This is a genomic window from Dickeya undicola (genome assembly GCF_000784735.1).
GTDB classification, from domain to species: domain Bacteria; phylum Pseudomonadota; class Gammaproteobacteria; order Enterobacterales; family Enterobacteriaceae; genus Dickeya; species Dickeya undicola.
Window position 1 is genome coordinate 263,282 of sequence record NZ_JSYG01000004.1, and the last position, 22,319, is coordinate 285,600.

Below are 22,319 nucleotides of genomic sequence, written 5' to 3' on the forward strand. Positions count from 1 at the left end.
AGGCGAACGTCGAAGGCACCGCGCAGCGGCACAGTTTAGCTAGCAGCCAGAGGTCAAGGAGAGGCGGCGTTTGAGCCTCTCCTTGTCGTGCGTGCGACGAAATAACAGAGAAACCATATGGCTTATCGCGCACGAAATCCCTCACTATCTTGTCGATAAAAACAGTTCGGCTGTTTATCAACAGCTGCGTGTCAGCAAATCCTCGGCATGGGTTCGCTGTGGGGTAAGTCCAACAGACGAGAGGCACCGAACACCCCGCACAGGCGCACCTGTTTTTTATCGGTGACGCTACCGATAACCGCAGCATCACGCCCCAGCGGATGGGAGCGTAACGCATCCAGCACCCGGCTTTCCGCCTCCGGCGATACTACCAGCACCAGTTTGCCTTCGTTGGCGAAATTTAACGCTTCCAGCCCCAGCAGTTCGCAGATGCCACGCACCGCCGGTTTCACCGGCAAGGCGCTCTCCTGCACTTCCATACCGCAGCCGCTGGCCTGGGCGAACTCATGCAGAATCGCCGTTACCCCGCCGCGGGTGGCATCACGCAGGGCGCGCACGCCGTCAATCTGGCGCAGCGGCGCAATCAGCGGCGTCAGTACTGCGCAATCACTGGTCAGCTCTGCTTCCAGACCCAGCTTCTCACGCAGATTCAGGATAGTGGCACCGTGATCCCCCAGTGTACCGCTGACAATAAGACGATCGCCGGGGCGGATTTCGCTGGTGCCCCAACGCACGGTTTGGGGAATCACGCCGATACCGGCGGTATTGATGAAAATTTTGTCCGCTGCGCCGCGTGGCACCACTTTGGTGTCACCCGTGACGATCTGAATCCCGGCGTCACGCGCTGTCTGCGCCATTGAGGTGACCAGACGCAGCAGCGTCTCACCTGGCAGCCCTTCTTCCAGAATAAAGCCGCAGGAGAGATAACGCGGTAGCGCGCCACTCACCGCCAGATCGTTAACCGTGCCGCACACCGCCAGTTTGCCGATATTACCACCGGGAAACTCGATCGGGTCGATGACGTAGCTGTCGGTGGTAAACGCCAGCCGGTCGCCCTGCTCGCTTAAGGCCGCCAGCGGCAAACGGGCCTGATCTTCACGCTCCGCCAGCAATGGGTTCTCGAACAGTTGCAGAAACAATCCTTCGATCAATTGCTGCATTGCCTGCCCGCCACTGCCGTGCGCCAGGGTAATTTCTTTAGGTAATAAGGTATTCTTCATCAGGCACACTCCCGACGATACTGATAGTAGGCAGCGCAAGCGCCTTCCGAGGACACCATCAGCGCACCGATAGCGTTTTGCGGCGTGCAACGTTGTCCAAACAGCGGGCAGTCACCCGGTTTGCAACGACCGGTGAGCACCTCGCCACAGCGCGACAGCGGCTCGTCCGCCACCTGCTGATGCTGTGGATTAAAGCGGCGTTCGGCATCGAATGCCGCGTATTCCGCCCGCAGTTGCATACCCGAATCGGCAATTTCCCCCAACCCGCGCCACTCGCTGCTGGCTTTGGTTTCGAACACCTCCGCCATCGCCTGCTGCGCCAGCGTGTTGCCGCTATCTGGCACGATGCGGCGGTACTGGTTTTCCACCTCACAGCGCTCGTCGTGCAGTTGCTGCACCAGCATCAGCAGCGCCTGCAAAATATCCAGCGGCTCAAAACCGGTAACCACAAACGGCTTGTGGAACTGATCGCACAACGGCTGATAGGGGTAAGCGCCAATCACCATGCTGACATGCCCCGGCGCTAAAAAGCCGTCGATACGCAAGTCTGGTTGTTCCAGCAGGCTTTTCAGTGTGGGGATGATGGTGATGTGCTGGCAAAACAGGGAGAAATTTTTGATATTGCGACGCCTGGCCTGTTGCAGTGTCAGCGCGGTGCTCGGCATGGTGGTTTCAAATCCCAATCCGAAAAACACCACCTGCCGGTCAGGAAACTGTTCCGCCAGCGCCAGCGCATCCAGCGGCGAATAGACGACCCGCACATCCGCACCGTGACGGCGGGCATCCTGCAACGATCCGTTGCGGCCCGGCACTCGCATCGCGTCGCCAAAGGTACAAAAAATCACCTCCGGACGGGCGGCAATTTCCAGACAGGCATCAATCCGCCCCATCGGCAGCACGCATACCGGGCAGCCCGGCCCATGTACAAACTCGATCTCCGGTGGCAATAACCGGTCGATACCGAATTTGAAAATAGCGTGGGTATGCCCGCCGCACACTTCCATCAATTGTAACGGACGTGTTTTTAACTGCGGCATCGCATCGACCAGCACCTGAATGCGCTGTAACAGCGCTTTCGCCAGCTCGGGATCGCGAAATTCATCAACGTACTGCATAAACGGCTCCGGTTTGCCTGACTTCGTCCAGCTCCAGCCCGACCGCCTGCATGGATTGCAGCGCTGCCAGCGTCTCCTGCGCTTCCTGCTCATCCAGCAGGCTCATGGCAAAGCCGACATGTACCAACACCCACTGCCCCACCAAGGCTGCCGGGTCACCCTCGCATACCAGCGCGATATTCACCTCGCGCTGCACGCCGCAAACATCCACCCGCGCCGGGTAGTGCAGATCCGGTCCAACCGCGACCACTTTTCCGGGAACGCCCAGGCACATAGTTAGGCTCCCGATAACAGCGACGGTTGTGAAGGCGTTTTCGCCAACTCGCTTCCCAGCAACTGCGCTTCCAGCCAGGCCAGCCAGGCTTCCATCCCCTCGCCGGTACGGGCGGATAAGGCAATCACCTCGATTTGTGGATTGACGCGACGCGCATTGGCGACACAGGCTTCCAGGTCAAAATCCAGATACGGCAGCAGGTCAATCTTGTTGATGATCATCAGCGAAGCGGCGGCAAACATATGCGGGTATTTGAGCGGTTTGTCTTCCCCTTCGGTGACCGACAGCACCGCAATTTTGTGCCTTTCGCCCAGATCGAAACCGGCCGGACACACCAGATTGCCGACGTTCTCGATAAACAGCAGACTGCGCTGCGGCAGTGGCAACCGGTGCATGGCATCGTGCACCATTTGTGCATCCAGATGGCAGCCTTTGCCGGTGTTGACCTGAATCGCCGGGATGCCGGTAGCGCGGATACGCTCAGCATCATTGGTGGTCTGCTGGTCGCCTTCAATCACCGCACACGGCACCTGCTCACGCAACAAATGCAGCGTACTGGTCAGCAAGGTAGTTTTACCGGAGCCGGGACTGGACACCAGGTTCAACGCCAGAATCTGATCGGCATCGAAATGCTCACGGTTGTGCGCTGCCAGTTGGTTATTTTTGCTCAGCACGTCCATTTCAATCTGCAACAGACGCTGCTGACCCACACCCGGTGCATGGGTGCCCGCCGCCCCTTGCCCGTAATGCAAATGCTGATCCTGCTCCACCGGCTGAAAGCGCGCTTCCGGCTCGGCGTGTTCATGTGCATGGTGAGGGTGCGAATGATCAGGGTGGGAATGGGAGTGATCATGCGCGCGACGCAATGCCAGCGGACGCGACGCACCGTGGTAATGGTGATGCACATCGCCGTGGTGGTAGTAATAATGGTGATGATGAATGATCACGCCGGGCGCGGCTGATGCATCCTCATGATCATGAGGATGATCATGGTGGTGGTCATGCTCATGGTGATGCCCATCGTGATGATGTTCATGCTGATGCGCATGACGATGGGGGTGAGAGTGAACATGGTCATGACTGTGGCTATGTTCGTGGTGGTGATCGTGCGTATGGGGATGGTCGTGTGAATGGGTCGGCTCATCGCCTTCGATTCGACGTTCTCCCTCGCCACAACCGCATGTGGTACACATTGATACGACTCCTCCGGTCAACCAGACCGTTTTTTACTGATGGCACGCCGACTGAAAGCGACGTGCTATTCAACCGCCAGTTGCTTCAATTGCAGACTGTCACCGCTCTCGACGCGCAGACTGTGACCGCCGCAGTGTGGGCAACCGCTGTCATGGTCCGCCACTTCCACCGCTTGGCTACACTCCCAACACCAGGCTTGTGCCGGGCGCACCGACAGATGTAACTGGCAGCCTTCCGCCAGCGTCTGGCGGCAGACCGACTCAAAACAGAACCGTAACGCGCTCTCTTCGATGCAGGACAACGCGCCAATTTCCAGCCAGACGCCGGTGACGCGTTGTGCTCCGTGTTGACGTGCCTGCTGCTCAATCAACTCCAGCGCGTTATAGCACATGGAAATTTCATGCATCCCGCTGACTCCGGTAACGGCTGAACAGCGCGCGGCGGTCGAGGTTTTCGGGGGCATCGGCATCTCGCACCGGCAATGACAGCGCCATGCGAACACTTTGCTGTGCCAGTTGCAACGCCTGTCCGGCGTCAAGCGCCGGGTCCAGCGGCGACATCAGCGAACAGGACAGGTACTGCTGCCCGTCGTCACTCTCGCTCACCACGAACTTCACATCGCCGCAGGGCAATGTCAGCGCCAACCGGTCAGAAAGCTTACGCCGGGGCCACTGTTGCCCTGGTCCCGGCAGCACCAACAGGCTCAACATCCACGGTGTCACCAGGCAACCGAACCACTGCTGTTCAAACAGGGTAAATCCACAGGCCTGTACAGGAATACCTTCGCGATAAAATGGCAACAGCCGCATGTGCTGCTGCGCAATACGGCTAAATTCGGCTTCCAGCCAGGCCACTGGACTCTGATCATGCCCGGCAACCCAGTCTATTTCCTTGCGCTCACCGGGTATTGCGGGCGAATTATTACCCTCATCGTGTGACGTGGCGGGAAAAATGTCAGTCATCACACACCTCCTGCGCGATCTTCTCCGTTACCGTGACACCACTCTGGCGCAGCGCGGTGATGATATGCTGCAACGCCGGTTCCAGCGCACGGGTAACGGTATCGGACAAGCCGATGCCTGAATCGAGCGCTTCCGGCTCTACCCCCACCAACGTTAGCTGGCGGGGAAACTCGCTGGTCAGTTGCAGCGCCATCAACACATCGGCCAGCCCTAACTGGTGCGGGGAAATCTTACGGGTAAACAGTGCTGGCACCTCGCGGTCGCGCAACACCGTCACACTACCCGCAGCCTGACCCGTGAGCACCGCATCAGCCACGATCAGGTGGTCACGATCCGCCATGCATTCCATCAGTTCCATGCCACAGGTGCCGCCATCCACGATGTCAATGGCTGGCGTACAGTCAAAGCGCTGTTCCAGACGCTCAACTAGCCGCACCCCGACGCCTTCATCGCTCAGCAGGATGTTGCCGATCCCCAACACCAGTATATTCATCACAGCACCTTCACCCTGGTCACTTCATTGCCGTTGACGGTATCCACTACGTGCACCGCACAAGACATACAAGGGTCGAAGGAGTGGATGGTACGTACCACTTCCAACGGCTTGTGCGGGTCCGCTACTGGCGTACCCACCAGCGACTGCTCATACGGGCCGGGCTTGTCGTCACCGTTACGCGGGCAGGAGGTCCAGGTGGATGGCACTACCGCCTGGTAGTTGGTGATCTTGCCGTTCTTGAACACGATCCAGTGCGACAGCATACCGCGCGGCATCTCGCCAAAACCGACACCGTGGAATTCGGTATCCGGCGAAAAGTCTGGCTTGATGAAGGTCTGGTTGTCACCTTTGCCGATGTTGTCGACCAGCGCCTGCCATTGCTGCGCCAGCGTATCTTTCAGTACACAGCAGTGCACGGTACGGCCAATCACCCGGCCCAGCGTGGAGTGCAGGTGTTTCTCTTCCAGTTGATGGCCGCTGAGCGTCTGATAGGCAGCTTTGACCTGATCAAAATGAACCAGCGTGTCTTTATGCTTTGCAGCCAGACCGCACAGCAACCAGGCCAGTGGCCCCACTTCCACGGTTTTGCCGTAGAAGGTCGGCGATTTCACCCACGAGTATTTGCCGTCTTCATGCCAGCCGGTGTAGTGAGGACGGGTCAGCCCTTCCCACGGTGCCAGCGGCTGATCGTCCTGATACCAGGCGTGTTTACCGCTCTCACGAATCCCTTCGATCAGGAATTTGTCGCTATGACTGGTGATCGGCCGGTAGCTCGACAGGTCGCTGTTCTCGATATACCCACCCGCCAGCAGGAAACTGCCGTTTTTGTTGTCGGTCGGCAGTTCTGGCACGCTCAGGTAGTGATCAGCACCACGCCCCAGCGTCAGCCACTGTGGGTAGTGAGCAGCAATCACCGCGCAATCCACTTTGTAGACCTGCTCGATAAAATCGCCGAGCCGATCGATAAAGCTTTTCACGTACATCAACCGTTCCAGGTTAAGCACGCTCGGCGCGTCCAGATTGATCGGGTTCGCCACACCGCCAACCGCCAGATTCTGGATGTGCGGCGACTTGCCGCCCAGAATCGCCACAATACGGTTAGCATCGCGCTGGCACTCCAGTGCTTGCAAATAGTGGGCGACGGCTATCAGGTTCACTTCCGGCGGCAGCGACATCGCCGGGTGCCCCCAGTAACCGTTGGCGAAAATCCCTAACTGGCCGCTGGCTACCAGATCTTTGAGTTTCTGCTGCACTTTGGTGAACTCGGCGGCATTATTCAGCGGCCAGTCGGACAATCCTTTGAGCAGCGCTGCGGCTTTTTGTGGATCAGCTTTCAGTGCCGAGGTCACATCCACCCAGTCGAGTGCCGACAACTGATAGAAATGCACGATATGGTCATGGATACTGTGCGCTGCCAGAATCAGGTTGCGGATGTGCTGGGCATTGACCGGCACATTCAGACCGAGCGCGTTCTCCACCGCACGTACCGAGGCAATGGCGTGCACCGTGGTGCATACGCCACAAATACGCTGCACGATCATCCAGGCATCACGCGGGTCACGCCCTTTGACGATCTCTTCCATACCGCGCCACATGGTGCCAGATGACCAGGCTTTGGTGACCTTGCCGTTTTCAATTTCGCAATCAATGCGCAGATGCCCTTCGATACGGGTAATGGGATCAATGGTGATGCGTTGGCTCATGCTTTACCTCAGCCTGATGATGCGTATGTTCGCCTTTCAGCGCGGGCAGTACCGGCAGCAGGCGGATTAACAAGATATAAGCGCAGACTTCAATGGCGACGAAGCCAATGGAAATCAGGATCTCCTGCGCTTTGGGGAAGTAGTGGTAGCCGTTGCCCGGATTGAACGCCAGCAGCGAGTAGCTCAGTCGCCATAACGCCGCACCGAACAACATGCTGAGCGCGCTGACGAACAGCCAACGGGCGTCCTGACGACAACGCTTCAACCGCAGCAACACCAGCGGCAATAACATCAGCCCGGCTTCACACCAGAACATGACGGCGAAACGGTCGCCTGCGAACAGCAGTGCCGTTTTCTGATGCCAGACGATCTCGCCGAAGCGCAGCACCACAAACAGCAGCACCAGCACATGGGCCAGACCGGTCAGCTTACGGAGCAATACCTGTTCATCTGGCCCGCGCCCTTTCAGCCCGGCTTGCACCAGCGAGCCTTCGAAAATGACAATCGAGAAACCCATAATGAACGCGGTCAACAGCGACAGCAGCGGCAGCAGTTCATAGCTCTGCCACAACGGATGCACTTTGTAACCGGCGGAAATCATCAACGACCCCATCGACGACTGGTGCATGGTGGGCAGCAGCGCGCCCAATGCAATGATGAAAAACATCACCTTGTTGAGCCGTTTCAGCGACACCTTCCAACCGAAGCGTTCCAGCACCACCGGCGCGAACTCCAGCGCCATCACCCCGATGTAGATAGTCATACACACCGCGGTTTCGAACAGCACCGAGTTGGTGTTGAAGTAACCGGGAATGTAGAAGTACGGCAGGTTCCAGTAACGCCCAACGTCGATGGTGATCGACAACCCACCCAGCGAGTAGCCGAACAGGCTGGCGAGCAGCGCCGGGCGCACCAGCGGATGGTATTCACCGCGATTGAACACGTACACCGCCCAGGCCAGCGCCCAGCCGCCGCAGGCGAACCCGGTGCCGACCAGCAGGTCGAACGCGATCCAGATCCCCCACGGGTAGCCGCCGTTAAGATCGGCAACCGAGCCGATCCCCAGAAACAGACGTTTCACGATCAGGATCGCGCAAATCGCCACCAGCGGAGCCAGTAGCATGATGGGCCAGCTCACCAGCCGCCCGCCCAACGGACTCGCTTTATGCGCCGTCATGAGGTTTCTCCTGTGAGTCGTGCGTCTCTTCCCGCTCGGCACGGGTATTGCGATGCACCAGCACCGACAACCCAGCCAGCACCGCCAGCGGCAACACCATCCCCTTGTACAACGTATGCTGGATGTGTTCTGAACGCGCACCGGTGGACAGCGAATCCAACGCGGGCATTTCCAGGTTTTGGTACGGCACCCCAGCTAGCACCAGCACCTGTGTGCCGCCCGCTTCTTTCTCGCCATAGACATAGCGTTCATAAGTCGGCACGGTGTGCAGGTAGCTGTCTTTTCTGTCCAGCGTTTGACGCGGATAGGCGTATTCGTCACCCGGCTTGAGCGCCAACCGACGTTTCGCTTCATCCAACAGTTGCTCACGGGTGCCATAAATCACCGCCCCGGTTGGACAAACCTCCACACACCCCGGCATTCCGCCCTTATCGAGCCGAGCCAGTTCCGGTTGATTACACAGCTCACATTTGTGCAGCTTACCGAGGGGGTTTTCATAGTCGTACTTCGGCACATCGAAGGGGCAGGCCACCATGCAGTAACGACAACCGGTGCAGATACTGGCGTCGTAATGCACTACGCCGGTTTTCGGGTCTTTCTTCAGTGCGGAAACCGGGCACACCGACACACAGTTAGGGTCGACGCAGTGCATACACTGCTTCTTGATATAGGCGTAACCGTTTTGTGGCTGATCCTTATTTTTACCGTCGCCACTGCTCCACACCTGGATGATGTTGTTGGTATACGGGCTGAGCTTGTCATTATTGGACCAGGTCGCCGCGCCGCCGCTATAAACCGAGCTATCCGGTTTATAGTCCAGCTTGTTGACCTGCTGGCATTTGCTCACACACGCCTGACAACCCACGCACAGCGTAGAGTCGTACAACATGCCAAGCGCGCCGGGAATTGGCGGCCGGTTGGTGGCCGCCGCTTCAGTCGCCAGCGGCGTGCCCGCCAGCAACGCCCCGGCAGAAGCCAGCTTGAAAAAATTGCGTCTGTTCACGGCTTAACCCTCCCGGGATGCGTTACCGGTGTCCTGCTGTTTTTGCTGACGGCCCAGCTCACGCACCGCCATCAGGCTGACGCCAGCCACCGCTCCCAGCACGCCGCCGATAAGCCCCGTGGCCGTAGCAGAGCTGTTGCCGCCTTCCGGGCTGGTCACCGCCGGTTTTTCAACGCGCGGCGTTGGGTTTTCCACATTGGCCAACTGGAAAATCCCCTTGGTGAACCCGATGCCTTGCTCGTTACAGCCATAGCATGGGTGACCAATCCCCACCGGCCAAATGCCGCCCCCTACGTCACAGAACTCCAGCGTCGGGCAGTTGCCATAGGTTTCCGGCCCTTTGCAACCCAGGTGGTAGAGGCACCACCCCTGCCGATGGCCTTCATCGCCAAACTCTTTGGCAAAGCGGCCAGCGTCAAAATGCGGGCGACGCTCGCAGTTTTCGTGGATCAGGCGGGCATAGGCGAAGGTGGGACGATTCTGGCTGTCGAGCGCGGGGGCTCGTTGATACGTGATGACATGCGCCACGGTTGCCAGGAAGTTGTGCGGGTTAGGCGGACAACCGGGAATATTAATAACGGTTTTGCCCGGCAATACCTGCTGTAAGCTGACGGCACCGGTTGGATTAGAACCACTGGCAGGGACACCACCCCAGGCGGAGCAGGAACCGATGGCAATAATGGCCGCAGCATGTTCAGCGGCAGCGCGAATATGCTCGACAATCGGTTTTCCCGCCACCATGCAGTAAATGCCACCATCCTTCAATGGGATGGAACCATCCACCACCAAGACATATTTGCCTTTGTATTGTTCGATAGCGCGGTGCTTATTTTCTTCCGCTTGTTCGCCAAAGGCAGCGGAAAGAACTTCGTGGTATTCCAGCGAGATAGTATTCAGCAGCAGGTTTTCAATGGTCGGGTGGGTGGCGCGCAACAGGGATTCAGTACACCCGGTACATTCCTGCGCACCAATCCAAATCACCGGCGGACGCTGGGGAGACGTCAGTGACTTGGCCATATCTGCGGCGGCGGCCTCTTTTAACCCCATGGTGGCGGCAAGTGCTGCACATAGCTTCATAAAATCACGGCGATTGATGCCGTGACGGGAAAGCATCATATTTTCCCCATTCATTCTTTATTATTCTCCTGTAGCAAGGTCGGAGTAACACATTTACGTGTCGGCATAGAATAATGAGGAGAATAACGTCACCGATTTGATCTCTATCAAGCAGCCGGGGAATAACCATTTTATTTATACGTCTTCTGTGAGGCTCTCCGCGACATTTCTTTTTTAAAAACACGGCAGGTCAGATTAAATGAGAAAATATCTCAATGCGTAACAAACGCATATTTTTTTGTGATCCAGAATTGCTTAATCGATTTAACTACCACTTATATCAGTTATAATATAAATATTATCATATTGATTATTATTGATTTTTTAAAAACATCTTCTTCGTTTTCTTTATTTCTTTCCTTTTCGAGCGATCCACCTCATTCATTAGTAAAAATAAATTACTTTAGATACTTTACTTTCAAAAAGACATTTGAAGGATAATGTCACTGTCAGTATGAAAGACAAAAGCGTGACCTTTGGCTATTCCTCGTACAGGATTATTACTCTTCATTACCTATTTTCAGTAATCCATACGGCTTTTTTAACATTTGGGGCAATAAAAAAGCAGCCATTTTCCCGGCTGCTTTTAAATGTCATACGACAGGGAATTATTCGATTCCGCGACTGCGCAGATAATCTTCGTAGTTGCCGCTGAAGTCGATCACTTTACCCGGCGTGATTTCCACAATGCGGGTCGCCAGCGAGCTGACGAACTCACGGTCGTGAGACACAAACAGCAACGTGCCCTGATACATCTCCAGCGACATGTTCAGCGACTCAATGGATTCCATATCCAGGTGGTTGGTCGGTTCGTCCATCACCAGAACGTTCGGTTTTTCCATCATCAGCTTACCGAACAGCATCCGGCCCTTTTCCCCCCCGGACAGCACCTTGACCTTTTTACGGATGTCGTCCTGAGAAAACAGCAGGCGCCCCAGTACGCTGCGGACCGCCTGCTCGTCGTCGTTTTCCTGCTTCCACTGGCTCATCCAGTCAAACACGGTGAGATCACCATCAAACTCGTACTCGTGATCCTGCGCGTAGTAACCGATACGAACGTTCTCCGACCATTTGACCATGCCGGAGTCCGGTGCCAGTTCGCCAACCAGCGTTTTCAGCAATGTGGATTTACCGATCCCGTTAGTACCGAGAATCGCGACTTTCTCTCCCACTTCCACCAGCATTTTCAACTGGCGGAACAGCGGACCGTTATCAAAGCCTTTGGTCAGCCCGTCGATTTCCAGCGCGTTACGGAACAGTTTTTTGTCCTGTTCAAAACGGATAAACGGGTTCTGACGGCTGGATGCTTTCACCTCTTCCAGCTGAATTTTATCTATCTGGCGGGCACGAGAAGTCGCCTGACGTGATTTGGACGCGTTAGCGCTAAAACGGCTGACAAACGACTGCAATTCGGCAATCTGTGCCTTTTTCTTGGCGTTGTCCGCCAGCAGACGCTCGCGCGCCTGCGTCGCTGCCGTCATGTACTCGTCGTAGTTGCCGGGATAAATGCGCAATTCGCCGTAATCCAGATCCGCCATATGCGTGCAGACCATGTTCAGGAAGTGACGGTCATGGGAAATGATGATCATGGTGCTGTTGCGCTCATTCAGCACCTGTTCCAGCCAACGGATGGTATCGATGTCCAGGTTGTTGGTCGGCTCGTCCAGCAACAGAATATCAGGATTGGAAAACAGCGCCTGTGCCAGCAAGACACGCAGTTTCCAACCGGGAGCCACTTCACTCATCGGCCCGTAATGTTGCTCCAGCGGAATCCCCACGCCCAGCAACAATTCACCGGCGCGCGATTCGGCACTGTAACCATCCATTTCGCCGTATTTTGCTTCCAGGTCCGCCACACGATAGCCATCTTCCTCGCTCATCTCACTCAGCGAATAAATACGGTCGCGTTCTTCCTTGACTTCCCACAGTTCGGCGTGCCCCATAATCACGGTATCCAGCACGCTGTATTGTTCAAACGCGAACTGATCCTGACGCAGTTTACCGATTCGTTCATTCGGGTCGATGGCAACGTTGCCTGCGCTCGGCGTCAGATCGCCGCCGAGGATCTTCATAAAGGTGGACTTGCCGCAGCCGTTAGCGCCGATCAAGCCATAGCGATTACCGCCGCCAAATTTAACAGAAATGTTTTCAAACAACGGCTTACTGCCGAATTGCATCGTAATATTATTGGTTACCAGCACAGCACTTACTCGATTCGGAATGTGATTTGGCGCGCATTATGCCACAAGCGGGACACAGAATCCCGGTGATTATCGTGCATTTTTTAATCAGATACAGATTTGATACCCCGCCATCGCAGCATCAGTCTGCAAAACACCTGACGGCAGACACGACAACATATTGTTAACCGTACATAATGAACACTGCTCCCGATCGCAGAAGGAAAGATCAGATGCCGTCATCACGCCGTTTTAAACAGGTCGATGTGTTCAGCCACCATCCCGCCACAGGCAATCCGCTGGCCGTTATTCTCGATGCCGAGGGTCTAAGCGATGAACAAATGCAGGCCATCGCCCGCTGGACTAATTTGTCGGAAACCACCTTTGTGCTACCACCGGACGATCCGCTGGCTGACTATCGGGTGCGTATTTTCACCCCATCAGCAGAATTGCCATTCGCCGGACATCCGACACTGGGAACCGCGCACGCACTGCTGGAATCCGGCCTGATACCACATGTGCCGCATCAGATGATCCAGCAATGCGGCGTCGGGCTGGTGCCCGTCGCTATCGGTGATAACGGCCAGCTCGCCTTTCGCGCGCCGGACGTCACGACGACGACACTCGACCCTCAGTATGACGCATTACTCGATAGCGCCATCGGCAGCCATCGTCGTCATCCAAACCATCGCCCCGTCAACGTGCAGATGGGCATCCGCTGGCTGACGGTGCGGATGGAAAGTGCACGCGCCTGTCTGGAAGCACGCCCGGATGCCGCGCACCTCCAACGATTACAACAAGTTGGACAAACCGACGGTGTCGCGATCTACGGGCCGCATGACAACGCCAGTCCTGCCGATTATGAAGTACGGGCCTTCTTTGTCATGAATGATGCCGTGGTAGAAGACCCGGTAACCGGCAGCGCCAACGCCTGCATTGCCAGAGTGATACAGCACCGCCCGTTGCCAGAGCAGGCGGACCACACGCTCGGTTATCGTGTGCGCCAAGGCACCATGTTGTACCGAGACGGCCGGGTCAATGTTTCCTACATTGACGGCCAGCCGTGGATTGGCGGCCTCAGTAACACCTTGATTGATGGAAATATAACACTCTGATTACTCAGCTATTCCTATCAACAGGTCGTCAGAACGGCGGCCTGTTATTCCTCCGACACTGCCATTGTCTTCAAAATAATGTGACTTTCATCACGAAAAAGTTGAAATGACGTTCCTTATCCATTATTATCAAAACCGTGATGAACATCACACAAAACCTCAACAACGATAATGGAGACACCACATGAACGCATTCATCAATTTCTTCAAAAAACTGGGCGACATCTACGTAAGCTACTGCGAACGTATCGGCTCCATCATCAGCCCGTTTTAATATGAGCGCCGCAGACTAAAAGCCGCCCCAATCATCCAGACGAGGCGGCTTTAGTTTTTTCACTCCCTTCTGACAGTTATTCCGCAGTCTTCTTCATCCTTGTATCTGATTTCTGGTCACTTCGTTGACGCTGTCTGACCTTTTTGCGTTTGCGGCAGCACAATCTCGACATTTTCCATCATGCCTTTATCCTCGTGGTCCAAAATGTGGCAATGCAGTACGAACTCGCCGATATAACGCTGATAGCGAGTCCTCAGCAGTACGCGATAGTAGTTCTGTGGCGTTCCGGTCAACTGACCCGGCAACAGGTTGGTTTTCACGAAGATGGTGTCTTTCCACTGCCCTTTTAGGCCTGCGAACTGGCTGTCGCCATCGGCTTCCGTTACACCGGGCAAACTGACGTCACGTCCCTGCGGATCATAAATCGCGACAATCTGGAACGGATTCACGTGGATATGAAACGGATGGCTAACGCTGTACGAGCGCAATTCCCACTCCTGTGATGCCCATAACGGCAAAGTCAGGTCAATCCATTTCGGGTCATAAGCCCGTATGTGTTTCGGCAACCATATGCCGTTAACGTTCTCGACGCCAAAATCGTGACCAATAGCGAAGACATTGTTTGCCTTCGGCTGTGTGCCGCCGGCAAAGAAAACGATTTTCTGTTGTGGCTGACCAGCAATCTCTTCATCACTCACATCCCTTGTATGCGGTGCGAACCGGGTGAGATAGATCTGGTTATCGTCACGATTCAAATCTCGAATAACCGCCTGGCGAACCTCTTCCGGCATCAACTTCTGCGCCGAATAGGTCAGTTTCCGCCGTAAGTTCGGCACAACGTCCCGCACGGCAATACTGTCCGTGCCAGATACGGAAACAAACCCCAGCAAACTGTTACCCTGAGCTTTACCAGTAATACTGCCGGTCATGGATTGCTGCGGTTGAATCATGCAATAACCGCCCGCTTGCGGAAACATCGCCAGCAGGTCATAACGATACCCTGGCTGTAGCGTGACTTTATCCGCCGTCAGCGAGTGAGACATCGTCAAGCCATCAGCGGCGACCACCTGGAATGGCACCTTTTCACCAGAACAGAGTTCATTAATCAGCGCGCTGACGTCCTGACGCCGTAAATTGCCCAGATAAGCCTTGCGATGCAACGCGTTGAGACTCTGGCCCGGCTTTATTTTGCGGAACTCCAGATTGATGGTTTCCCGCACCCCCGCGTGAATCAGCCGCCAACGTTCTACCTGCCCGGCGGTGGCTTTAAACGTCGGCAGTACCACACCATTGATGCTGGTCCATCGGCCGGACGCCTGCCAGGTGCCTGGGCCAAACTGATCGTAATCTTCAATGACACCGGTTTCCTCAGGGCGGCAGTCCCAGTTGATATTTCCCTGCTTATCTCGTTTCAGCTTGCCGTTCGGCCCCAGACAGGCGTACTGAATCTGTTGAAACAATACCGTATGTTCAGGAAATGGCTGCTGACTGTCGGGATCAACCAACAGCGTATCCAGATCGCCGTTCGATATATCCGTAGGTTTGCGGTTGCCATGCACAATCAACGCCCCCGCCATACCGCTGGAAACCTGCAACGCGGTGGAACCGTGCCGATGTGAGTGATACCAGAAAGTGCCAGCCGGGATGTCCTGTGAGAAGTTGTACTGGTATTCGAAACTGTTACCCGGATTCACCGACAGCAGCACATTATCACTATTGCCTGTCGGGCTGATCCAGACACCGTGGGCATGTAGGTTAGTCCCATTAAAACAGTGAGGAGGATCGAACAACTTTGGCGATGATAGCGAACCGTTCATCATACGGGTGTGAGAAGAGGTTGTCGCACCATCATTCATCTGATGCGCCTGGCAGCTGTTATCCACCGGTAAATTATTCTTGAGCAGGATGCGCACCGTATCACCAGGCATCACATCAATCTGGGGAGCCACGAACGGTGTCCCAATAACTGACTGCCTGTCCGTACTGCCGGTGTAACCCCGTAAGTGTACCCTTTGAAAACGGTTTTGCGACGGATCATAAATTTTTCCGTCAACATACCCGACATCCAACTCATAATATTTCTCCTGATTCCCTTCCTGCACTCCGCTGAAATGGTTCTGCAATAGCGATCTGACCAACCGCTGTAAATGCGGCGGGTTTTCAAATAGAAAATCACCCTCTTTATTTTCATCCTGTGGACTTTTATTTATTACCGACGATTCATCGGCATGGCTATTACATACCCCCCATGTCAGCAGAAAAATAAAAACACCACAGCGTGTCATTCTGTATCCAACCTTGTCACATGTTGCCATATCACTATCCCCTCTAGCCAAACCCACTAATTACTCATTGAATTTAATGGATAAAATAACAACCCCTCTTTATTAGCCCGACTCGCCTCACAAGGACTGTAAATAAAAAAAGATCTTGTCATTATTTCCAAGCCAGACATTCCGGGGGAAAGTAAATAGCTCGTTCATTTCGGGCAATCAGATATTTTCCTAATCCCGTCAAAGACACTGTGTCGATATTTTTCTGTACATAATGCCGTTCGATAACTGATTCAAAACCAGGACATTAAAACTTGAGGCAGGGTTTGAAAATCGAGTGAAAAAGATGAAGATGACAAATTCGTAAGGATAAAAAAAGCCGCGATAACTCGCGGCTTTCAGTACGGTATGAGAGAAATTACATCAACGGCTGCGCCAGTTGCACCAGCGAAATCAGCGGCTGCGGGTAAAGCCCCAGCACCAGTACGAGTACGGATGAAATCAGTACCACAACGCCACCCGCGGTCAACGCCCAGTTATTCGGCGTATCGCGATTCAGAGTTTGCGGTGCGCTTAAATACAAGCTTATCAATACACGCAGGTAGTAATACAGGCCGATGGCGCTACCTACGACGACTGCCGCACTTAACCACCACAGGTGAGCGTTCACACCTACCGCCAGTACGTAGAATTTGCCGAAGAAGCCCAGTGTCATCGGAATACCGGCCAGTGATAGCATCATCACCGTCATCACCGCAGACAGGATCGGCTTATGCCAGAACAGACCACGATAGGAGAATAACGAATCCGCATCCGGCCCCCGATATGGGCTGGACATCAGGCTCACCACGCCGAACGCGCCCAGGCTGCTGAACAGGTAACCGGCCAGATATACGCCGATGGTTTCCAGCGCCATCTGGTGCGTCTGTACGGCAATCAGCGCCACCAGCAAGTAACCCAGATGCGCGATAGACGAGTACCCTAACAGACGTTTGATGTTGCTCTGCGCCACCGCCATCAGGTTACCGAACAGGATTGACGCGAACGCGATCACACCCAGCGTGGTGCGTACCGATTCGGTATCCACCAACGGTGCATACAGGAACAAACGCATCACAGCACCGAAAATAGCGATCTTGCTGGCGGTCGCCAGGAAGGTCGACACTGGTGCCGGTGCCCCCTGATACACATCCGGCGTCCACAAGTGGAACGGCACCAGAGACAGTTTGAAGCCCAGCCCAACCAGCATCATACCCAAGCCCGCCAGCAACAGCGGCGCATGTAACTGGTGATCGTTCAGGCTCTTACCGAGGCTGGCAAAGCTCAGGCTGCCGGAATCGGCATACACCAGCGCCATACCAAACAGCAGGAACGAGGACGCCGCAGCAGACAACAGCATGTATTTGATGGCGGCTTCCAGCGAACGTTTCTGGCGGAAAGCATAACCCACCATACCGAACAACGGCAGGGAGATCAGTTCGATGCCGATGAAGAACGCCGCCAAATGGTTGGCGCTCGCCAGCAGAATACCGCCCAGCGCAGCAATCAGCACCAGCAGATAGAACTCATCTTTGTTGTCCGGGTAGCCTTCCAGCCACGGGTAGGCGAATGTACTGGTCGCCAGACTCGCCGCCAGCACCAGGCCGGTATAGAACATCGAAAATCCGTCCACCCGGATCAACGGGGTGACATCGGTCGGCCCAACCTGGCCAACCAGATACAGCGATAACAACGCGATGTTCAGGCCGATAACCGTCAACGTAGCGTTGACAAAATGGTTGCGTCGCCACGCAATGCACAGCATCACAACCACGACTGTCAATCCAACGATTAACAGTGGCGATATCGCGATCAGTTGTTGAGGAGTTATTGTCATGGCGAATTACAGCCCTGTCGTTGAAATTGTTGAACCCTGAACCGATGACGCAAACCATTGCTGGATATTGGCCATCGCCGCGCTGGATGTATCCAGGATTGGCTGCGGATAAACGCCCAGCAGCACCAACAGCACTACCAGCAGCAGAATAAGCGACAATTCACGCGCACTCATTGCCTGCAAAGGCGTGTCCGATTTGGCGGCACCGTAGAAAGCGCGCTGCATCATCACCAGCGAATAAACGGAAGCAAACACCAGACCGAAGGTGGAAATCACCGTAATCACCGGCACTACCGGATAGCTGCCGAACAGAATCATGAATTCGCCGACAAAGTTACCCGTACCCGGCATCCCGAGCGTAGCTACCGCGAAAAACAGCGACAGTGCAGGCAGGTAGCGGATACGTCCCCACAAACCACCCATCTGACGCAAATCGCGGGTATGAAGACGTTCATACAACTGACCGCAAATAATGAACATCCCAGCGGCTGACAGGCCGTGAGCAATCATCTGCACCACCGCGCCTTGATAGGCCAGTTGACTGCCGGAATAGATGGCAATCATCACAAAACCCATGTGTGACACAGAAGTGTAAGCGATAAGGCGCTTGATGTCGGTTTGTTTGAACGCCATCCAGGCACCGTAGAAGATACCGATAACACCCAACCACATGGCGATTGGTGCAAAATCGTGAGAGGCGTTCGGGAACAGCGGCAGGCTGAAGCGCAGCAGACCGTAGGCAGCGGTTTTCAGCAAAATCCCCGCCAGGTCAACTGAACCAGCGGTCGGGGCCTGGCTGTGTGCATCCGGCAGCCAGCCATGCAACGGCACCAGCGGCATTTTCACCGCGAAAGCAATGAAGAAGCCCAGCATCAACGCATATTCCAGCCCGTAGGACATTGGCGTTTTCAACAGGCGAGAATAATCGAAGGTCCATTCGCCGGTGGCATTATGGTGCACAAACACCAGCGCCAGGATAGCAATCAACATCACCAGACCACTGGCCTGCGTATAGATGAAGAACTTGGTTGCCGCCGCGATACGGGTTTTACCATCCGAGCCTTTGTGCCCCCACAGTGCGATCAGGAAGTACATCGGCACCAACATCATTTCCCAGAAGAAGAAGAACAGGAACATGTCGATGGCCAGGAAGACACCAATCACACCGCCGAGAATCCACAGCAGGTTCAGATGGAAGAAACCCTGATAACGTTGAATCTCACGCCAGGAACAGAGGATCGCCAGTACGCCCAGCAGGCCAGTCAGCACGACCATCAGTAATGACAGCCCGTCCAGCGCCAGGTGAATCGAGATACCAAAACGCGGTATCCAGTTCAGCACAAACTCCGACTGCCATTGCGGCAGGCCCGTCGGTGTCGCCAGCGAAAAGCCGCCCTGCAGCCACAACTGCAGTGACAGCGCCAGTGTCAGCCCCATGGAGATCAGCGCGATCCAGCGCGGCACGCGAGTGCCAAAACGCTCGAGCTGCCAGCACAGCAGGCCGCCGATAAAGGGGATAAGAATCAGCCAAGGTAGTAGCATGGCGTTTTGTGTCCCTAAATTAAAGAAAACGAAAAACTTGCTGCCTGCGGGGCCACTCATCAGCGAGCGCCCCGCCCCTCTGCATTACCGCATCGTTTAGACCAGCAACAGCAACGCCAGCACCACCACGGCACCGACCCCCATTGAGGCGACATACCAGCGCACCTGCCCGTTTTCGCTGACGATCAGCGCACGGTTGCCCCAGCGGGTCAGGATAGCCGGAATGTTCATCAGCGCATTGAGCGGGTCGCGCTGCAGCAATGTCGCAATAGCCAGATACGGTTTGACGAAGACCTTGTCGTACAACCAGTCGAATCCCCATGCATGGAACCACCATGTCGAGAAGAAACGACCCGGCGCACTGTTGGCAACGCTCGTCACCAACCGACGTTTGCCCAGCCACAGCGCAGCCGCCAGCAGAATACCGGCAATGGCTACCACGCCGGAGGCGATTTCCAGCGTCATAACCTGACCGTGCTCAAGCTCGGTCGTAGCCGGTAGTACGCCATGCAGCGGCAGAGCAATCTGAGCGCCAACAAAGGTGGACAGCACCAGCAGCACCAACAACGGCAGGTGATGAGAAATCCCCTTGCCTGCGTGGGCTTTGGTTTTTGCTTCACCGTGGAACACGATAAAAATCATCCGGAAGGTGTACAACGACGTCATGAACGCGCCCACCAGACCGGCAATCACCAGGTTAATGTGACCATTGGCCCAGGCACCTGCCAGAATTTCATCCTTACTGAAGAAACCCGCGGTGACCATTGGCAACGCCGACAGGGCGGCACCGCCCACCAGGAAGCAGGCATACACCAGCGGAATGGTCTTACGCAGCCCACCCATCTTGAAGATGTTCTGCTCGTGATGGCAGGCCAGGATTACCGAACCGGACGACAGGAACAGCAGCGCTTTGAAGAATGCATGGGTCATCAGGTGGAAAATAGCCGCATCCCACGCCTGAACACCGAGCGCCAGAAACATGTAGCCAATCTGACTCATCGTCGAGTAGGCCAGCACGCGCTTGATATCGGTTTGCACCAGCGCGGCGAAACCGGCCAGCAGCAGCGTAACCGCCCCGACATTAGCAACCAGATTCAGTACGTCCGGTGCCAGCAGGAACAAACCGTGGGTACGGGCGATCAGATACACGCCCGCGGTCACCATGGTTGCGGCGTGGATCAACGCGGAAACCGGCGTCGGACCAGCCATCGCATCCGCCAGCCAGGTCTGCAACGGCAACTGCGCCGATTTACCGACCGCACCACCCAGCAGCATCAGTGTCGCCCAGGTGATCACCGGGGAGCCTTCGGCCAGATGCTGCGGTGCCAGGACCATCAGGTCGCGGAAGTTCAGCGTGCCCAACTCGCGATACAGGATAAACAGCGCGAACGCCAGGAACACGTCACCCACACGGGTCACGATGAACGCTTTCATCGCCGCAGCACCGTTGTTCGGGTTGGTGTAGTAGAAACCGATCAGCAGATAGCTACACAGCCCCACCCCTTCCCAGCCGAGGTACATCAGCAACAGGTTATCCGCCAGCACCAATACCACCATGCTGGCGATAAACAGGTTGGTATAGGCAAAGAAGCGGGAATACCCCTCTTCACCGCGCATATACCAAGAGGCGAACAGGTGGATAAAGAAGCCCACACCGGTCACAACCGACAACATAGTCAGTGACAGCCCGTCCAGCGCCAGCGTGACACCGATGTCGAACTTGCCGACCGTCATCCAGCTCCACAGGTGCTGACTGAAGAAGGTCACTCCGCCAGGCTGTTGCTGGCTGAGAAAATCCACTACGACGCCACCAGTGACCAGCGCAGCCAACCCAATCGACCCCACCCCGATAGTGGCGGAAACATTTTCCGACCAGCGCCCGCGAGAGAAGGCCAACAACAGGAATCCGATCAGCGGAAACAGAATTGTTAAATAGAGTAAGTTCATCCGCGCATCTCACTGACAGTATCAATATTCAGGGTCTGACGGCGACGATACAGCTGCAGCAGCAGCGCCAGGCCAATACTGGCTTCCGCCGCGGCCAGCGTAATAGCCAGGATATACATCACCTGACCATCCGATTGCCCCCAATAGCTACCGGCGACCACGAAAGCCAACGCCGCCGCGTTAATCATGATTTCCAGGCAGATCAGCATGAATAAAAGATTGCGACGAATCACCAGCCCGGTCAGCCCCAACACGAAGAGGATGGCAGCCAGCAGTAAGCCATGTTGTAGCGGAATCATGCGCGTTCCTCCGTTATTTTCTTGTCGGCATCCTGATCTTTGGCAATCAGCTCCCCGCGCTTGTCTTCACGGCCGATGTGGAAAGCCACCACCAAGCCAGCCAGCAGCAGCATAGATGCCAGCTCGACTGCCAGCACATACGGCCCAAACAGGCTAATGCCGACCGCTTTGGCATCAACAATATTACCGGCGATGTTCTGGTCAGTGACGCTGATGATCCCTTTGACGATAATCGCCAACAGAACCAGAGACAGCACCCCCGGCCCCAGCCATACACTGGGTTTTAACCACAGTTTTTCCTGCTCATCCACCGAGTTACCGAGGTTAAGCATCATCACCACGAAGACGAACAGCACCATGATGGCACCGGCGTAAACAATTATCTCCAGCGCCCCGGCGAAATACGCCCCCAGCGAGAAGAACACACCGGCTACCGCCAGCAACGAAACAATCAGATAAAGTAATGCATGTACTGGATTGGTATGGGTAATGACACGTAATGTTGCCAGTACCGCAATAATCGCAGTCGCATAAAAAGCGAATTCCATGCTTG

At 55.4% G+C, this 22,319-nt stretch carries 19 protein-coding genes; 1 reads left to right on the top strand and 18 read right to left on the bottom strand.

Annotated elements, in window-relative coordinates; genetic code table 11:
- Nucleotides 1-191: 191 nt before the first annotated feature.
- From hypE to OB87_RS02090, 12 genes are all read right to left on the bottom strand, one after another.
- Nucleotides 192-1,220, bottom strand: coding sequence for a hydrogenase expression/formation protein HypE (hypE, locus tag OB87_RS02035; protein ID WP_033567757.1), 1,029 nt, complete (start codon nucleotides 1,218-1,220; stop codon nucleotides 192-194).
- A complete protein-coding gene (hypD, locus tag OB87_RS02040) occupies nucleotides 1,220-2,335 on the bottom strand; it encodes a hydrogenase formation protein HypD (RefSeq protein WP_033567758.1) in 1,116 nt (371 codons plus the stop codon). The genes hypE and hypD overlap by 1 nt, the downstream gene beginning before the upstream one ends.
- Nucleotides 2,322-2,609: a hydrogenase maturation factor HybG gene (gene hybG, locus OB87_RS02045; protein ID WP_033567759.1), complete on the bottom strand. Its 288-nt coding sequence runs from the start codon at nucleotides 2,607-2,609 to the stop codon at nucleotides 2,322-2,324. The genes hypD and hybG overlap by 14 nt, the downstream gene beginning before the upstream one ends.
- Before the next feature lie 2 nt (nucleotides 2,610-2,611).
- Nucleotides 2,612-3,802, bottom strand: coding sequence for a hydrogenase nickel incorporation protein HypB (hypB, locus tag OB87_RS02050; RefSeq protein ID WP_050515603.1), 1,191 nt, complete (start codon nucleotides 3,800-3,802; stop codon nucleotides 2,612-2,614).
- A gap of 65 nt (nucleotides 3,803-3,867) precedes the next feature.
- Nucleotides 3,868-4,209, bottom strand: a complete 342-nt coding sequence (hypA, locus tag OB87_RS02055) for a hydrogenase maturation nickel metallochaperone HypA (RefSeq protein ID WP_033567760.1) — start codon at nucleotides 4,207-4,209, stop codon at nucleotides 3,868-3,870.
- Complete coding sequence (gene hybE / locus OB87_RS02060) at nucleotides 4,202-4,768, bottom strand: hydrogenase-2 assembly chaperone (RefSeq protein ID WP_123250037.1); 567 nt, start codon at nucleotides 4,766-4,768, stop codon at nucleotides 4,202-4,204. Before hybE ends, hypA begins: the two co-directional genes overlap by 8 nt.
- Complete coding sequence (locus OB87_RS02065; protein ID WP_033567761.1) at nucleotides 4,758-5,258, bottom strand: HyaD/HybD family hydrogenase maturation endopeptidase; 501 nt, start codon at nucleotides 5,256-5,258, stop codon at nucleotides 4,758-4,760. Before OB87_RS02065 ends, hybE begins: the two co-directional genes overlap by 11 nt.
- Nucleotides 5,258-6,964 carry a hydrogenase 2 large subunit gene (gene hybC, locus OB87_RS02070; RefSeq protein ID WP_033567762.1) on the bottom strand — a complete coding sequence of 569 codons (1,707 nt, stop codon included), beginning with the start codon at nucleotides 6,962-6,964 and terminating at the stop codon, nucleotides 5,258-5,260. Before hybC ends, OB87_RS02065 begins: the two co-directional genes overlap by 1 nt.
- A complete protein-coding gene (hybB, locus tag OB87_RS02075) occupies nucleotides 6,942-8,141 on the bottom strand; it encodes a Ni/Fe-hydrogenase cytochrome b subunit (protein ID WP_033567763.1) in 1,200 nt (399 codons plus the stop codon). Before hybB ends, hybC begins: the two co-directional genes overlap by 23 nt.
- Nucleotides 8,128-9,144 carry a hydrogenase 2 operon protein HybA gene (gene hybA, locus OB87_RS02080; RefSeq protein WP_033567764.1) on the bottom strand — a complete coding sequence of 339 codons (1,017 nt, stop codon included), beginning with the start codon at nucleotides 9,142-9,144 and terminating at the stop codon, nucleotides 8,128-8,130. The genes hybB and hybA overlap by 14 nt, the downstream gene beginning before the upstream one ends.
- Nucleotides 9,145-9,147: 3 nt before the next feature.
- Nucleotides 9,148-10,275, bottom strand: a complete 1,128-nt coding sequence (hybO, locus tag OB87_RS02085; RefSeq protein ID WP_072025409.1) for a hydrogenase 2 small subunit — start codon at nucleotides 10,273-10,275, stop codon at nucleotides 9,148-9,150.
- A 593-nt stretch (nucleotides 10,276-10,868) separates the two neighbouring features.
- Nucleotides 10,869-12,461, bottom strand: coding sequence for an ABC-F family ATPase (locus OB87_RS02090; protein ID WP_033567765.1), 1,593 nt, complete (start codon nucleotides 12,459-12,461; stop codon nucleotides 10,869-10,871).
- Nucleotides 12,462-12,673: 212 nt separating this feature from the next.
- Between OB87_RS02090 and OB87_RS02095 the strand changes: the two genes are divergently transcribed.
- Nucleotides 12,674-13,555: a PhzF family phenazine biosynthesis protein gene (locus OB87_RS02095; protein ID WP_033567766.1), complete on the top strand. Its 882-nt coding sequence runs from the start codon at nucleotides 12,674-12,676 to the stop codon at nucleotides 13,553-13,555.
- Nucleotides 13,556-13,945: 390 nt separating this feature from the next.
- Here the strand turns inward: OB87_RS02095 and OB87_RS02100 are convergent, their stop codons facing one another.
- From OB87_RS02100 to nuoJ, 6 genes are all read right to left on the bottom strand, one after another.
- A complete protein-coding gene (locus OB87_RS02100) occupies nucleotides 13,946-15,778 on the bottom strand; it encodes a multicopper oxidase family protein (protein WP_235425221.1) in 1,833 nt (610 codons plus the stop codon).
- 742 nt (nucleotides 15,779-16,520) lie between these two features.
- The gene (gene nuoN / locus OB87_RS02105) at nucleotides 16,521-17,978 is read right to left on the bottom strand and encodes an NADH-quinone oxidoreductase subunit NuoN (RefSeq protein ID WP_033567768.1); all 1,458 of its coding nucleotides are present in this window, start codon (nucleotides 17,976-17,978) and stop codon (nucleotides 16,521-16,523) included.
- A gap of 6 nt (nucleotides 17,979-17,984) precedes the next feature.
- Nucleotides 17,985-19,520, bottom strand: a complete 1,536-nt coding sequence (gene nuoM / locus OB87_RS02110; RefSeq protein WP_033567972.1) for an NADH-quinone oxidoreductase subunit M — start codon at nucleotides 19,518-19,520, stop codon at nucleotides 17,985-17,987.
- Between the two features lie 96 nt (nucleotides 19,521-19,616).
- Nucleotides 19,617-21,467 (bottom strand): NADH-quinone oxidoreductase subunit L, encoded by a 1,851-nt coding sequence (gene nuoL / locus OB87_RS02115; RefSeq protein ID WP_033567769.1) that lies wholly within the window; start codon nucleotides 21,465-21,467, stop codon nucleotides 19,617-19,619.
- Nucleotides 21,464-21,766 (bottom strand): NADH-quinone oxidoreductase subunit NuoK, encoded by a 303-nt coding sequence (nuoK, locus tag OB87_RS02120; RefSeq protein WP_012885391.1) that lies wholly within the window; start codon nucleotides 21,764-21,766, stop codon nucleotides 21,464-21,466. The genes nuoL and nuoK overlap by 4 nt, the downstream gene beginning before the upstream one ends.
- Complete coding sequence (gene nuoJ / locus OB87_RS02125; RefSeq protein WP_033567770.1) at nucleotides 21,763-22,314, bottom strand: NADH-quinone oxidoreductase subunit J; 552 nt, start codon at nucleotides 22,312-22,314, stop codon at nucleotides 21,763-21,765. Before nuoJ ends, nuoK begins: the two co-directional genes overlap by 4 nt.
- Nucleotides 22,315-22,319 lie beyond the last annotated feature (5 nt).